Here is a 14278-nt window from a genome sequence, read left to right on the forward strand (position 1 = left end):
ATCTTCGCCGCACCTACGACAAGAATCAAAAGCGCATCGATTTTTGTGCTATACTAATGCGGCTTATCGGGAAACCTCCCATAAGCCACGTAACTGCAGGCCCCCGAGACATGTTTTTGTTGCACAGCTGAGCGAGCAAGCTTTTGCAGAGCGAACATGGTGTAAGCAATCAATCATGACGAAGGGTCCCCGACTTAAGTTTGAAAGGGGTCCGTTTTGACCGACATCAAGAACACGTCCGTCATCGACTTCAGCGACATCTCCGACGAGCAGATGAACGAGATGATCGACGGCACGCTGACCGAATTCGACGAGGGCGATCTCGTCGACGGCACCGTCGTCAAGATCGAACACGACGAAGTGCTCGTGGACATCGGCTTCAAGAGCGAGGGCGTCATCCCCTCTCGCGAGCTGTCCATCCGCAAGGACGCCGATCCGTCCGACATCGTGGAGTTGGGCGAGAAGATCGAAGCCCTGGTGCTCCAGAAGGAGGACAAGGACGGCCGCCTCATCCTCTCCAAGAAGCGCGCCGAGTACGAGCGCGCGTGGATCCGCGTGGAAGAGAAGTTCAAGGCCGGCGAAGTGGTCACCGGCGAGGTCATCGAAGTCGTCAAGGGCGGCCTCATCCTCGACATCGGCCTGCGCGGCTTCCTGCCCGCCTCCTTGGTCGACCTCCGTCGCGTCAAGGACCTCGACATGTACCTCAACACCGAGATCGAGGCCCGCGTCATCGAAATGGACCGCAACCGCAACAACGTCGTGCTGTCCCGCCGCGTGCTGCTGGAGGAAGGCCGCAAGAACGAGCGCGCCGAGATCCTCGCGAAGCTGTCGAAGGGCATGCGCCTCAAGGGCACCGTTTCCTCCATCGTCGACTTCGGCGCGTTCGTCGACCTGGGCGGCATCGACGGCCTGGTGCACATCTCCGAGCTGTCCTGGAACCACGTCAACCATCCGTCCGAAGTCGTCAAGGTGGGCGACGAGGTGGAGGTCGAGGTCTTGGACGTCGACCTGCAGCGCGAGCGCATCTCCCTCGGCCTCAAGCAGACGACGGAGGATCCGTGGATCAAGCTCGTCGAGAGCTATCCGGTGGGCACCATCGTCGACGGCAAGGTGACGAAGATCGTGCCGTTCGGCGCGTTCATCGAGCTGGGCCAGTCCATCGAGGGCCTGGTGCACATCTCCGAGATGTCGCAGCGCCACATCGACACGCCGGCGCAGGTCGTGCATGCCGGTGACGAGGTGAAGGTCAAGGTCATGGAGATCAACCCCGAGCGTCGCCGCATCTCCCTGTCCATGAAGGCCGCCGCCGAGGAGCTGGGCTTCGAGATCGAGGTCGACGAGTCCATCCAGGCCGAGGAGAAGCCGGCCAAGAAGAAGGCCGACAAGCCGAAGGAAGAGGCTCCCGCCGCCGAGGAAGCTCCCGCCGAGGAGCCCGCTGCGGAGTAACCCGCACTTCCGTTTAGAGTGAACTGACGAGGGCCGACGCGCAAGCGCCGGCCCTCGTTGCGTACGGGGAGCGCTCGCGCGGCTCCGCTCTGAAGGCGGCAGGCCGCCCCTAAGAAATCGGACCCACCATGTCGTGGGCGGCGGCTTCAACGCCGGCACGGGTGGCTGCCGTGACTTCCTCCACGGCCAGCTCGGCGGGTGTCTTCACGACCGCCACGTCTTCGTCCTCGTGGTGTTCGGGCAGCTGGTCCGCGACGGCTTGGTAGACCAGATCGACGTAGAGCCGCGCGCCTTCCTCGGTCAGGTGGGTGCCGTCGCCGTCGAAGAGGTCGTCGCGACCGGCGCTCTCGCCGTACCAGTCGACGAGGTGCACGTTGTCGTAGCGCTCGGCGGCGCTTGCCAAGGCGTCGTTCGTGGACTGCACCCAGTCGCGCGGACTGCGGGTGTTCACCAGCCATATCTGCTTGTCGGCGCCCACGTCCCCGATGATCTCGTCCAGCTGCTCGTCGGTGGCCGGGCCGTTCGTGCCCAGCGCCAGCACCACGATGCCTCCCACGAGGTCCTGGTCTTTATACTGGTCGTACACCTCGCGACCCACGTAGAGCTGCCGGTTCACGGCGGCGTCGATGGCCCCGTAGGGGAACGTCTGCTCGAAGTAGGGCACGGCGCGCACCGATACCGAGTCGCCAATCATGAGCACGTCGAACTTCGGCTTCTCCGCGGCCGCTTGGCCGTCGGACGCCCCCTCGGGCGCTTCGGGCAGGTTCGCCGGCCCTTGGCTCTGCTGCTCCTCGGCCTGTTTCAGCAAATCGCCTCCCTCGAGGGCCGACGTCGAGGGCACGAGCACGAGGCCGCCCACGGCCACGATCACGAGCGCCCCGGCACCTGCGACGGGCGCGACGTGCTTGCGCAGCCAATCCGGCAGCGACACCTCGCCCGCCCGCACGTTCTTCGCCAAGCGGCCGATGGCGCCGTGGCGAATGGGGTTCTCCACGAAGCGGTACGAGAACGCGGCGCAGGCGAACACCGCCGCCAGCTGCAGCAGGTAGAGCCACCATGGCGTCGCGCTCACCGTGCCCGCGTCCATGAGCAGCAGAAGCGGATAATGCCACAGGTATATGCCGTAGCTGCGCTTGCCTATCCACACGAGAGGCGCCGCGCCGGCCACGCCGCCCAGACGGCTGGCCGGATGCACCATGACCGCGATGACCACGGCCGTGAGCACCGAGCACAGCACCAGGCCGCCCCGGTACAAAAACGGCGAGAACCCGTTCGAGAACACCACCAGCAGCACCAGGCCCACCAGGGCCGCGGCTCCTACGCCGTCGAACACGGAGCGCTCGCGCTTCGTCAGGCGCACGCCGCTTTTCGCGCCCAGCATGTGCGAGGGCCACACGAACGCGAGCCATGCGCCTATGAGCAGCGAGAACGCGCGCGTGTCGGTGCCGTAGTACACGCGGCTCGGGTCGGCGGTGGGGCTGAACAGCAGCGCCATCTCCACGGCCGAGAGCACGGCCAGCACGAGCGTGGCGTTGCGCAGCGACGTTTTCTTCACGCCCTTCCTCAAGCAGAGGAACAGCGCCACGGGCCATATGAGGTAGAACTGCTCCTCGATGGCCAGCGACCAGAAGTGGGCGAGCGGCGAGGGCGACCCCAAGGCCTCGAAGTACGACACGTCGTGGAATATCTGCCACCAGTTGTTGAAGAAGAACAGCGACGGCACCACGTCGGGGCGCATCTTGGTGAGCAAGGCGTGGTTGAACACGGTGCAGAGCACGGCGGTGCACGCGATGACGAACACGATGGCGGGCACGAGCCGGCGCACGCGCCGCAGCCAGAACTGGGGAAGGTCGATCTTGCCCGTGTTGTCGAACTCGATGAGCAGCAGGCTGGTGATGAGGTAACCCGACAGCACGAAGAACACCGTGACGCCCAGCAGGCCTCCCGGAGCCCATTCCATGCGCATATGGTAGGCGATGACGGCGAGCACGGCGAAGGCCCGCAAGCCGTCGAGCGCCGGTATGTAGCGGGATTTCGAGCCCGACATGGTGCGTTCCCCTGTTCTCTGGTTCGTTTTTGGTGTGCGGAAAGCGCAATGATTCAGTATAGCGCTCCGCAGAACACCAAAAGCGCATCATAACGCTGCCCGGCCGTTCTGCGTAGGCTCTTCACGAATCGTTGAAAGGTTATCATCTATACTTGCCTTGGAAGGCGGAATCGGGCATATGACGGAAAGGAAGGCCGATGGCGGTTGCCGACGACGGTTCGCGGAGCGTGGCGCTGGGCATGAGCGGAGGCGTGGACAGCGCCGTGTCCGCCGCGCTGCTCATGCGCGCGGGGTACGACGTGGTGGGCGTGACGTGCCGTTTCACGGACGACGGCGCGGCCGACCGCGCGGCGGCCGACGCGGCGGCCGTGTGCGCCCGCTTGGGCGTGCGCCACATCGAGCGGGACTGCTCCGGCTTGTTCGAGCGCGAGGTGGTGGAGCCGTTCGCCCGATCCTACGCCTGCGGCCTCACGCCCAGCCCCTGCGTGGGCTGCAACGCCCGTTGCAAGCTGCCCGCGTTGCTGGACGCGGCCGACGAGCTGGGCTGCCGCGCGGTGGCCACCGGGCACTACGCGCGCATCGCGCAGCTTGCGGAAAGCGGCCGGTACGTGGTGAAGGCCGCCCTCGACGCGCGCAAGGACCAAAGCTACATGCTGGCGTTGCTTGCTCAGGACCAGCTGGCGCGCCTCGTGCTGCCGCTGGGCGGCACCACGAAGGCCGAGGTGCGCGTGATGGCATCCGACCTGGGACTTCCCGTGGCCGAGAAGCCCGAGAGCCAGGACGTGTGCTTCGTGGACGGTGACTACCGCGCGTTTCTGCGCGAGCGCGGCGTGCGCGACGAGCCGGGCGCCATCGTCGACCGAAACGGCACCGTGCTCGGGCGGCACGAGGGGCTCGCCAACTTCACGGTGGGGCAGCGCAAGGGCATAGGCGTCGCGGCTCCCCAGCCGTACTACGTGCTGGGAAAACGGCCGGAAGCGGCCGAGCTGGTGGTGGGTTTCGCGGACGAGGCGCTCATCGGGGGCGTGCTCGCAGGTCCGATGAACTGGCAGGCCATCGAGCGCTTGGACGAGCCGCGCGCCGCCAGCGTGAAACTGCGGTACCGCAGCCGGGCCGTTCCGTGTATCATAGAGCCGGAACCCGAAGGGCGCGTGCGCGCGGTGCTGCGCGAGCCCCAGCCGACCACGGCGCCGGGTCAGTTCGCCGTGTTCTCCGTAGGCGACACCGTGCTCGGAGGCGGCATGATCGAGGAGGTAGCATCGGTATGAAGAAGCTGTTCATCATCGGCGGCATGGGCGCCGGCAAGTCGACGGCCCGCAAGGCCCTTGTGGACGCGGGCCTGCCGTACATCGACCTCGACCAGGTGGGCCACGACGTGCTCGCCTGGGACACCGTGAAGGAGGAGCTGGTCGACACGTTCGGGTCCGACATCATGGACGGCGACGCGGTCAACCGCAAGGCGCTCGCGCACAAGGCTTTCGTGAGCCCTGCCGAAACGCGCAAGCTCAACCGCATCACCGTGCCGCGCATCGAGGACGCCTATCGCGACCAAGTGGCCGAGCTGGAGGCTGCGGGCAGCAAGGCCGTGGTGGTGGAGCATTCCGTGTTCAAGAACCGCACCTCGTCGCTCGCCTACGACGCCGACGTGGTTATCGCCGTGCTCGCCCCGCTCGACCTGCGCATCGAACGCGCCGTGGCTTCGGGCTTCGACGAGGCCGACGTGCGCCGGCGCATCGCCCGCCAGATCACCGACGCCGACCGCATCGAGGCCGCCGACGTGGTGTTCAACAACGACGGCACCCCCGAGGAGCTGCGCAACCAGGTTATAGCCTGGTGGGACACCTACAGCAAAGATCTGTAACAACTCAATTACGAACATCTGTTCATAACCGATGCGCTGTGCTACACTAGTTCCCTTACGTACGCGGGAAGGAGCGGCATGGCGCATCTGTCCAACCTCGAAGGTCTTGAAATGGCGGGCAAGCTGCCGGAGGTGCGGCTGGCCAACACGCCGCTTCAAGTGGTGTCGCCCTACGAGCCGGCGGGCGACCAGCCTCAGGCCATCGAGAAACTGACCCAAGGCATCGAGGAGGGCCTGCGCTACCAGACGCTTCTGGGCGTGACGGGCTCGGGCAAGACGTTCACCATGGCCAAGACCATCGAGGCCGTGCAGAAGCCCACGCTGGTCATGGCGCCGAACAAGACGCTCGCCGCGCAGCTGGCCAGCGAGCTCAAAGAATTCTTCCCCAACAACTCGGTGGTGTACTTCGTGAGCTACTACGACTACTACCAGCCCGAGGCCTACGTTCCCTCGTCGGACACGTTCATCGAGAAGGACGCCTCCATCAACGAAGAGGTGGAGAAGCTGCGCCACGCGGCCACGTCGGCGCTGCTCTCGCGGCGCGATTGCATCGTGGTGGCGTCGGTGTCGTGCATCTACGGCATCGGCAGCCCCATGGACTACGCCGGCATGGCCGTGTTCGTGGACAAGCAGAAGGAGATGGATCGCGACCAGGTCATCCACGAGCTCATCGACATCCAGTACGATCGCAACGACTACGACCTGAAGCGCGGCACGTTCCGCGTGCGCGGCGACAACCTGGACGTGTTCCCGCCCTATGCGGACAACCCGTTGCGCATCGAGTTCTGGGGCGACGAGATCGAGCGCATCGCCGAGGTGGACAACGTCACGGGTGAGGAGCTGAACGAGTTCGAGGCGCTGCCCATCTGGCCGGCGTCGCACTACGTGGCCACGCGCCCGAAGATGGACCGCGCGCTGGGCACCATACGCGACGAGCTGAGGGAGCGCCTGCAGCAGTTCAAAGAGGAGGGCAAGCTGTTGGAGGCGCAGCGTTTGGAGATGCGCACGAACTACGACCTGGAGATGATGGAGACGATGGGCTTCTGCTCCGGCATCGAGAACTACTCGCGCCACATCGACGGGCGAGCGCCGGGCGAGCCGCCCTACACGCTTATCGACTACTTCCCGAAGGACTTCCTCTGCATCATCGACGAGAGCCACGTGACGGTGCCGCAGATCCGCGGCATGCACGAAGGCGACCGCTCGCGCAAGATCACGCTGGCCGAGCACGGGTTCCGCCTGCCCAGCTGCCTGGACAACCGGCCTTTGCGCTTCGACGAGTTCGAGGAGCGCATCCCGCAGTTCGTGTACGTGTCGGCCACGCCGGGCGACTACGAGCAGAAGGTGTCTCAGCAGCAGGTGGAGCAGATCATCCGCCCCACGGGGCTGTTGGACCCCGAGATCATCGTGCGCGGATCGGCGTCGCAGATCGACGACATCATCGACGAGTCGAAGGACCGCGCCGCGAAGAACGAGCGCGTGCTCATTACCACACTTACGAAGAAGATGGCCGAGGACCTGACCGACCACTTGCTGGACCAGGGCGTGAAGGCGCGCTACATGCACTCGGACATCGCCACGCTCGAGCGCGTGGAGATACTGCGCGAGCTGCGCCAGGGCAAGTTCGACGTGCTGGTGGGCATCAACCTGCTGCGCGAGGGCCTGGACTTGCCCGAAGTGTCGCTCGTAGCCATCCTCGACGCCGACAAAGAGGGTTTCCTGCGCAACCACCGCTCGCTCATCCAGACCATCGGCCGTGCCGCCCGAAACGTGTCGGGCCAGGTCATCATGTACGCCGACAAAACCACCGACTCCATGGCCCTGGCCATCGAAGAGACGAAGCGCCGCCGCGCCATACAGATGAAGTACAACCAGGACCACGGCATAGAGCCGCAGACCATCCGCAAGGCCATCAACGACATCATGGACTACGTGACCGACGAGGTGGGCAACACCACGGCCGAGCAGGTGAACATGGAGCTGGCCGCGCTCTCGCGCGAGGAGGTGCTGCGCATCATCGCGTCCATGGAAGACGAGATGGCGTCGGCGTCGCTCAGCATGGACTACGAGGAGGCCGCCCGCCTGCGCGACCAAGTGGTGAAGCTGCGCGCGAGCGTGGAGGGCGCGAGCGAGGAGGACGTGCTGAAGGATCTGAAGAAGGGCGCCCGCAAGGGCAGCGCCTTCGGCAACCGCAAGCACGCCGCCTACGGTTCGAGCCGCAGCTCGTAGGCGGCGTGCTCGGCATCGCGTGCGAACGCGATGCCGGCTTTAAGCCTGGTTCTCCAGGTTCGCCGAGTCGGTGTCGAGTTGCGCGGACTCCGGTTTCGCGCGGTCGAGCGCGCGCACGCTCTTCGGCAGGTACACCACCGCGCCCAACGCCAGGCAGATGGCGCCGTCCACCACGAAGAACGGGGCCACGCCTATGCTCTCGGCCAGCATGCCGCCCAGCGCGATGCCGACGGGAGAGGCCAGTCCCATGGCCGCCATGCACAGCCCCAGCGCGCGCCCCGTCTTCTCCTCGGGCACGTTGCGTTGGATGAGCGTGATGAGCGGCCCGTTGAACCAGGCGCAGGCCACGGCCATGACGGCGCACAGCACCACGAACGTCCAGAACATCCCCGGCGTGAGGAACCCGCAGGCCATGGTGGTGGCTCCCACGATAAGGGCCGCCACGCCGATGAGCAGCGCCAGGCGCTTGCCGCCGCCCCAGGCCATGAGCACGACCGATCCGGCCACCATGCCGACGCCGAACGCCGCTTCCACGATGGAGGCCGCGTAGCCGTCGCCGCCGAAGTGGTCGAACGTCATGAGCGGGAAGATGGCGCCCAGCGGCGCGAACGCCACCATGCCCACGGTCACGCCGGCTATGAGGATGACCAGGCCGCGATTCGCCGAAAGCGCGCGCCAGCCGTCGCGCAGGTTCGCCAGCACGTGCTGGTTCTCGGCCGCCTTGTCGATCACGGTGGGGATCTTCGCCAGGGCCAGGCCCGCCACGGCCACGAGCGCGCCGGCGAAGTCGAGGAACATGACGGAGTGGAAGCCGATGGTGGTGTACAGGAAGATGCCGAACGCCGGCGCGCCGATGGACGCCACGCTCATGAGCAGCTGGTCGAGCGTGTTGATGCGCAGCAGGTGCTTCTCGGGCACGAGCAGCGGCATGGCGGCCATCATAGCGGGCCCGTGGAAGGCCTGACCGATGCTGCGCACGATGACCAAGATCATGAGCAGCGCGAACGAAACCTGGCCCAACAGTATGGCGATGCCCAGGCCGAGCGACACCACGCCCACACTCAGGTCGGCCACAATCATGACGGTTTTGCGGTTGTGCTTGTCGGCGATGACGCCTCCGAACGGCGAGAGCAGGCCCTGCGGCAAATACGCGCAGATGGCGGCTGCGGACAGCATGAGGGCGCTGCCGGTGGTCTCGGTGATGTACCAGACCACCGCGTAGCCGGCGGCGTAGCTCGTTATCATGGAAACGGCTTGGCCGATCCAGATGGTGGCGATGACGGCGAGCCAGCGCTTGGGAAGCGGATGGCCCGCGGCGCTCAGGGTCACGGTGGATTCAGTCATGAACGAAGCTCCTTCAAGGTCGATGCGATGGGCGGCCGCGCAACGTGGAGTCGGGCGGTGTGCATTTCAGTGTGGGGTTGCGGACGCGGCCGTGCCAGCCATTTCAGTTGGCAAAAAGAGGTGCAACGGGAAGTTGCGATGGAGATCGGCGCGCGCAAGCGTGCCGACTACAGAAATGCGTGGTGCATCAACACAGAGCTCCTTGATAGGTTTCCGGTCCGCATAGTCTACTGGCGCATGCAGAGCGTGTCAAGCACGGGGGAAGCCTTCTACTTGGTATCGAGCAGCAGGTTCAGGTCCACGTTCGTGTCGATGCCGGCCACGGTGCCGCCGTTCGTGTACTGCCACATGGTGAAATCGAACTGAGCATGGGGCTGCGCGGCATCGTACTCTGCGAACCAGACGGGGCGGTCGCCCAGGTCGGCGCGGTCGTAGCGCGCCATGTCGCCGCTGTTGCCGTAGATCATGGTGGAGTAGCCGCCCTGTTCGATGCGTTCGCAAAACGCCCGGGCGCAGGCGGTGAGCGTATCGCGGTCGAGGTTGTTCGCGCGGCCCGCGGCGTCGCTCACCGGCTCGTGGTCGTACACGACGGGTAGGGCCAGATGGCGGCCCGCCAGAAGGTTCAGCACGAACTCGGCTTCCTCGCGCGCCTCCTCGACGCTCACGGCTTGCGAAAAGAAATACGCGCCCACGTCCAGCCCTGCGTCCGTCGCGCCTTCGATGTTCTCCGCGTACCGGTCGTCGGCGTACAGCACGCCCTCGGTGTAGCCGCGGTTGCCCACGCGCACCATGGCGAACTCGACGCCGTCGGAGGCAACCGCGTTCCAGTCGACGGCGCCCTGGTGGTCGGATACGTCGACGCCCAGGCGGGAGCGCAGCTCGCCGTCCTCGTAATAGGCCAGCCGATCGCCGGAGCGCTCGAGGCCGCTCCAATCGTAGGGGCTCACGTAACCCGTTGGGGAGGCGACGTCGTTCGGGGACGTGCAACGCGCGGACAGCAAGCCGAAGGCGCCTGCCACGAGCGCCAGTACGACGAGGCCCGCGACAACGCGCAGGGACGCAGGGCTCTTGGAGGCCTGCGGGGCGACGCTGCGTGCCGTGCGCCGCGTTGGGCGCGGTGCGCGGGGTGGGAGGGGTCCTTTCGTGTTCATGCGGTTCATCCTAGCAAAGCCTCTCGCGCTCGCGGGCGCTCCGCCGCCGACACCGCTGCGATTACAGAATTCCTGCCGGTGCGTCCGGCGGCCTCTTCGGCCGTCAAGAGGGCTCGAGTGCAGCGGAAGGGCCGATTTTTGAGCAGAATTGACGGTAGGATACGCCCTTCGAAGGCGCAGGAGCGCTTTCGAAGGGCCTTTCGCACCCACGGGGCGATTCCCAAAATGCACGAGCAGGGGAAACGTCGTCGCACCGTTCGAGCGTGGAGCCTCGGCGCGTACCCTACCGTCAATTCTGCTCAAAAGATGGGGGGCTACTTGCAGTGCGTCGGTCGGCGGGCCGTCGCGGCCGCGCCTGCGCCCAGCGACCCGCCGGTCGCACTCACGACCGGCGGGTCGCTCCGGGCGGCGCATCCTAGGCGAATGCGCCGCCTAGGATGCGCGCGACATCGGTTTCCTCGAGGTAGTCGTAGGTCACGAGCTTCTTGAGCACTTGGAGCTGGCGCTGGTGGGCGAGATCGGGGTTTTCCGAAAGCGCGTAGGCGCTCGGGGCGTTCGGAATGCCGGCCAGCAGGGTGCATTCGCTCGCGTCGAGCGCGCGCGGCGGCTTGTCGAAGTAGCCGGCGCTCGCGTTGCCGATGCCCTCGTAACCGTCGCCGAAATAGATGGAGTTCACGTACATCTCCAGTATCTGCCGCTTCGAGAAATGCCGCTCCATGGTCAGCGCCATGAACACCTCGGCCACCTTGCGCTCGAGCGTTTGCTCTTGGGTGAAGTACTCGTTCTTCGCCAGCTGCTGCGTGATGGTGCTGCCGCCCTCCACCACGGCGCCGGCTTTGATGTCGTTCACCAGCGCGCGTCCGGTGGCGATGATGTCGAAGCCCGGATGGGCGTAGAAACGATGGTCCTCCACGGCCACCACGGCCTGCAGGTACAAATCGGGCAGCTCGTCGATGGGCGTGAACCCCGCCTGGCTCTCGATGCGCTGCTCCAGCTCGCTTAGGGGCTGGGCCTCGAGGGCGTCCCGGTACAGGTTGAAGCCGCGTGCCGCGAAGAACGCGCCTGCGAGCACGACGAGGACGGCCGCGAGGGCAAGCAGGTGCCCGACGACCCGGGCGACGCGCTCGGCCGTGGTGGTGCGGTGAGTGCTCGGAGCCATGATGGCCGCCTTTCCCTTGGATGCGTGTCTACGCTATCCGTTATACCAAGCCTTCCTTAAGGAAACCTTACCCACCGCTTGCCCCGGTCTTACATTCCTGAAAGGAAGGACGGTGCGGATATGATACCTTTACGCTATACTTAGTGCGGATGAACGGCAACACCCTCTTGCTACGAGGGGGTTTGCGTTTCGCAAACTGTTATGGCGGCGCGGTGAGGATGGTAGGAACATGATGATTTCGACGAAGGGGCGCTACGCCTTGCGACTCATGATCGATATCGCCAGCCGCGAGGACGACGGCGTTCCCGTGACCATGCGCCAGGCGGCCGAGCGCCAGGACCTTTCCGTCAAGTACCTCGAGCAGTTGGGGGGCGCGTTGGTGAAAGCCGGCGTGCTGAAGAGCATCCGCGGCGTGAGCGGCGGCTACCTGCTGGCGCGGCCGGCCGAGGACATCACCGCCGGCGACGTGCTGCGCGCCACCGAGGGCAGCTGCGCGCCCGTGGCCTGCCTCGAGGAGGGCGCCGAGGCGTGCCCGCGCCGCGACGAGTGCGTGGCCATCAACTTCTGGCGCGGTTTGGACCGTGCCATCGAAGACTACGTGGACGGCGTCTCGTTGGCCGACCTGGTGAAGATGGGCTAGCGGCGGACGCTAGAAATCGAGCCGCCGGCAGATCATGAGGCACGCGGCGCAAGATACGAGGTAGAACGCCAAGGCCGCAACGGCCAGGATACCCGCTGCGACGAGGAAGCTCTCGGGCGACGCTGCAAGCGAGGCGAGCCCGCGGAAAAACGGCGGAGCCGTCTCCGGCCTCACCCAGACGTTGATGGCGGGGTTGATGGCAAGGATCGAAACCATCATGAGCAAAGCCATGGCGTAGCGCGTGGCGTTTGCGAAGCCGAAGTTCAGGAACGTGGGCAGCATGATGCCCCCGGTGACGAGCGCCAACGCGAGCGACACGGCGACGGACCAGGCAAGTCCGACGACGTCCAGGCCGCCCGAGCGCATCGCGATCGCCGCGTAGGCGGGCACGCTCTGCACGGCGAGGGTCACGAGAAGGTAGACGGCCACGCCTATCAGCGTGCCCGCAGCGGCGACGGCCGCGAGGAACGCGTAGCGCCCGAGCACGACGTCGGCGCGGGTGAGGGGCAGGACGAGGCGGAAGTGATTCCAGTCGCGCTGGTCATCGTACGCCGCCAATGCCTGCGCGACCGAGATCGCAGAAAGCTCGCCGAAGTAGGGGATGATTCCCGGATGGCTGCCCATGATGAGCGCGGCGATGCCGCCCATGCCCAAGAGCAGCAACAGGTAGCGCCTCAGCAGCTTCTTCGTGGTGGCGAAGTCCATCAGGAACATCGCTTTCATGGAGCTCCTTCCGTTGCGCGATCCCGAGGACCGGCGGATTCCGGGTATCTCGAGATCGCGCGTTTCGCTTCGTCTTAGAACTCCCGCTTTTCGTACAGCTTCACGGACAGCAGGCAGGAGAGCGCGGAGAGCACGGCCACGAAGGCGAGAACGGCCAGCGCCAAGACGATCGTGCCCTCCGAGGTGAGGGCCCAGGTGACCAGGTCGACGACGAACGCAGGCGGCGGGCCCGCTTTCTGCGCGAGCGCGGTGCCTAAGGGCAAAAGGATGATGAACGCGAGCGGGATGAAGCGCACCGCCTTCGTCATGCCGAAGCGGGCGACCAGAGGCAACGCGATGAGCCAGAGGACGAGCGAGAACGCGATGGAGGCCACGGCCATTGCCAGCAGCACCTGCCAGCCGAGCGGCTCCGAAAGCGCGGAGAGTATCGGCGCGTCCGGCATGGCCTGGGCCAGGCCGTAAACGATGGCGGTGAGCAGCGCGCCCACGGCCAGCCCCACCAGCGTCATGATGACGAACGTGCCGTAGCGGCCGCGGATGATGTCCGCGCGCGAGAGGGGCAGCGTCAAGCGGAAGCGCTCCCAATCGTTGCGCTCATCGTAGGCCACGAGCGTGAATCCAACCGAATAAGCCAGCATGAGCGCCATGATGGGCATGATGGTCATGGGGGTTTGGGTGGACACCGCGATGACAAGGGACACGACCACGCCCAGCACCATCTGGGACATCGCGATCTTCTTGGCCGTGAGCAGGTCGAACATGAGCATGGTTTTCATCGGGCGCCTCCCTTCAGCATGAGCGACATGTACGATTCGATGTCGGCGCGGTCGAGCGCGATGGCGGGGAACCGCGCGGCGAACGCCTGGCGGTCGGGTACGAGGACGGACGTGCCGTAGGTGTTGCGCTCGTAGCGCATGGCGCCCGGCGCGAAGAAGCCGCTGTCCGCCACGGCGTCGAACTCGGCCGCACGGCACTGGGCTACGCCGGCCATCTCGGTGATGACGTCCTTCTCCACGGAGAACACGATGCGGCCCCCGTCGATGCACACGATGTAGTCGGCGATCTTCTCCAGGTCGCTCGTGATGTGGCTGGACATGAGGATGCCGCGACGCTCGTCGTTCATGAACAGGCGCAGCGTGTCGAGCGCCTCTTCGCGGGCCATGGGATCGAGGCCGGCCGTGGCCTCGTCGAGCACGAGCAGGTCGGGGTTGTGCGCCAGCGCGCACGCCAGCGACAGCTTCATGCCCATGCCGCGCGAAAGCTCTTTCACGGTTTTGTCCAGCGGCAGTTGGAAGGCGTGCGCGAACGTGCGGAACGCGCCGGGATTCCAGTTCTTGTAGCACTGGTCCATGAGCTTGCCCACCATGTCCACCGAGAGCTCTTCAGGGAACGAGCACGTGTCGAACACCACGCCGATGCGCTGCTTGAGCTGCGCGAGGCGCTTTTCGGGCGCTCCGGTTACCTCCTCGCCGAACAGCGAGACGGAGCCGCCGTCGGGCCTGATAAGGCCGAGCACGGCCTTGATGGTGGTGGTTTTGCCGGCGCCGTTGGAGCCGATGAAGCCCACGACGCTGCCCGTCGGCACGCTGAGGGAGACGCCTTCGAGGTCGAAGTCGTCGTAGTGCTTCTCCAGGTTTTGTATGCGCAGTAAATCGCTCATCAGTCGTCACTTTCTTCT

12 protein-coding genes are annotated in these 14278 nt (G+C 65.7%); 5 read left to right on the forward strand and 7 right to left on the reverse strand.

Annotation, left to right across the window (positions count from 1 at the left end; translation table 11 throughout):
- The first annotated feature begins 216 nt into the window (after positions 1-216).
- Positions 217-1446: a 30S ribosomal protein S1 gene (gene rpsA / locus C1878_RS11155; protein ID WP_114601700.1), complete on the forward strand. Its 1230-nt coding sequence runs from the start codon at positions 217-219 to the stop codon at positions 1444-1446.
- Between the two features lie 109 nt (positions 1447-1555).
- Here rpsA and C1878_RS11160 read toward each other — a convergent pair whose 3' ends face one another.
- Positions 1556-3493, reverse strand: a complete 1938-nt coding sequence (locus C1878_RS11160; protein WP_114601701.1) for an acyltransferase family protein — start codon at positions 3491-3493, stop codon at positions 1556-1558.
- 197 nt (positions 3494-3690) lie between these two features.
- On the opposite strand from C1878_RS11160, the gene mnmA reads away from it, so the two are divergent.
- From mnmA to uvrB, 3 genes are all read left to right on the forward strand, one after another.
- Positions 3691-4761 (forward strand): tRNA 2-thiouridine(34) synthase MnmA, encoded by a 1071-nt coding sequence (gene mnmA / locus C1878_RS11165; protein WP_114601702.1) that lies wholly within the window; start codon positions 3691-3693, stop codon positions 4759-4761.
- Positions 4758-5354, forward strand: a complete 597-nt coding sequence (coaE, locus tag C1878_RS11170) for a dephospho-CoA kinase (RefSeq protein ID WP_114601703.1) — start codon at positions 4758-4760, stop codon at positions 5352-5354. The genes mnmA and coaE overlap by 4 nt, the downstream gene beginning before the upstream one ends.
- Positions 5355-5432: 78 nt before the next feature.
- Entirely contained in the window at positions 5433-7583 is a 2151-nt protein-coding gene (gene uvrB / locus C1878_RS11175; RefSeq protein ID WP_114601704.1) for an excinuclease ABC subunit UvrB, read from the forward strand.
- A 39-nt stretch (positions 7584-7622) separates the two neighbouring features.
- On the opposite strand, the gene C1878_RS11180 is transcribed toward uvrB, so the two are convergent.
- The 3 genes from C1878_RS11180 to C1878_RS11190 all read right to left on the reverse strand — a co-directional run bounded on the left by C1878_RS11180 (position 7623) and on the right by C1878_RS11190 (position 11237).
- Positions 7623-8927: an MFS transporter gene (locus C1878_RS11180; protein ID WP_114601705.1), complete on the reverse strand. Its 1305-nt coding sequence runs from the start codon at positions 8925-8927 to the stop codon at positions 7623-7625.
- 269 nt (positions 8928-9196) lie between these two features.
- Complete coding sequence (locus C1878_RS11185; protein ID WP_114601748.1) at positions 9197-10078, reverse strand: glycoside hydrolase family 25 protein; 882 nt, start codon at positions 10076-10078, stop codon at positions 9197-9199.
- A gap of 415 nt (positions 10079-10493) precedes the next feature.
- Complete coding sequence (locus C1878_RS11190; RefSeq protein ID WP_114601706.1) at positions 10494-11237, reverse strand: biosynthetic peptidoglycan transglycosylase; 744 nt, start codon at positions 11235-11237, stop codon at positions 10494-10496.
- A gap of 229 nt (positions 11238-11466) precedes the next feature.
- On the opposite strand from C1878_RS11190, the gene C1878_RS11195 reads away from it, so the two are divergent.
- Positions 11467-11877, forward strand: coding sequence for an Rrf2 family transcriptional regulator (locus tag C1878_RS11195; RefSeq protein WP_114601707.1), 411 nt, complete (start codon positions 11467-11469; stop codon positions 11875-11877).
- A gap of 9 nt (positions 11878-11886) precedes the next feature.
- Here C1878_RS11195 and C1878_RS11200 read toward each other — a convergent pair whose 3' ends face one another.
- From C1878_RS11200 to C1878_RS11210, 3 genes are all read right to left on the reverse strand, one after another.
- A complete protein-coding gene (locus tag C1878_RS11200) occupies positions 11887-12600 on the reverse strand; it encodes an ABC-2 transporter permease (RefSeq protein ID WP_114601708.1) in 714 nt (237 codons plus the stop codon).
- A 74-nt stretch (positions 12601-12674) separates the two neighbouring features.
- The gene (locus tag C1878_RS11205; protein ID WP_114601709.1) at positions 12675-13376 is read right to left on the reverse strand and encodes an ABC-2 transporter permease; all 702 of its coding nucleotides are present in this window, start codon (positions 13374-13376) and stop codon (positions 12675-12677) included.
- Entirely contained in the window at positions 13373-14260 is an 888-nt protein-coding gene (locus tag C1878_RS11210; RefSeq protein WP_114601710.1) for an ABC transporter ATP-binding protein, read from the reverse strand. The genes C1878_RS11205 and C1878_RS11210 overlap by 4 nt, the downstream gene beginning before the upstream one ends.
- Between the last annotated feature and the right edge of the window lie 18 nt (positions 14261-14278).

This window comes from Gordonibacter sp. 28C, from assembly GCF_003339845.1.
Taxonomy (GTDB): Bacteria; Actinomycetota; Coriobacteriia; order Coriobacteriales; family Eggerthellaceae; genus Gordonibacter.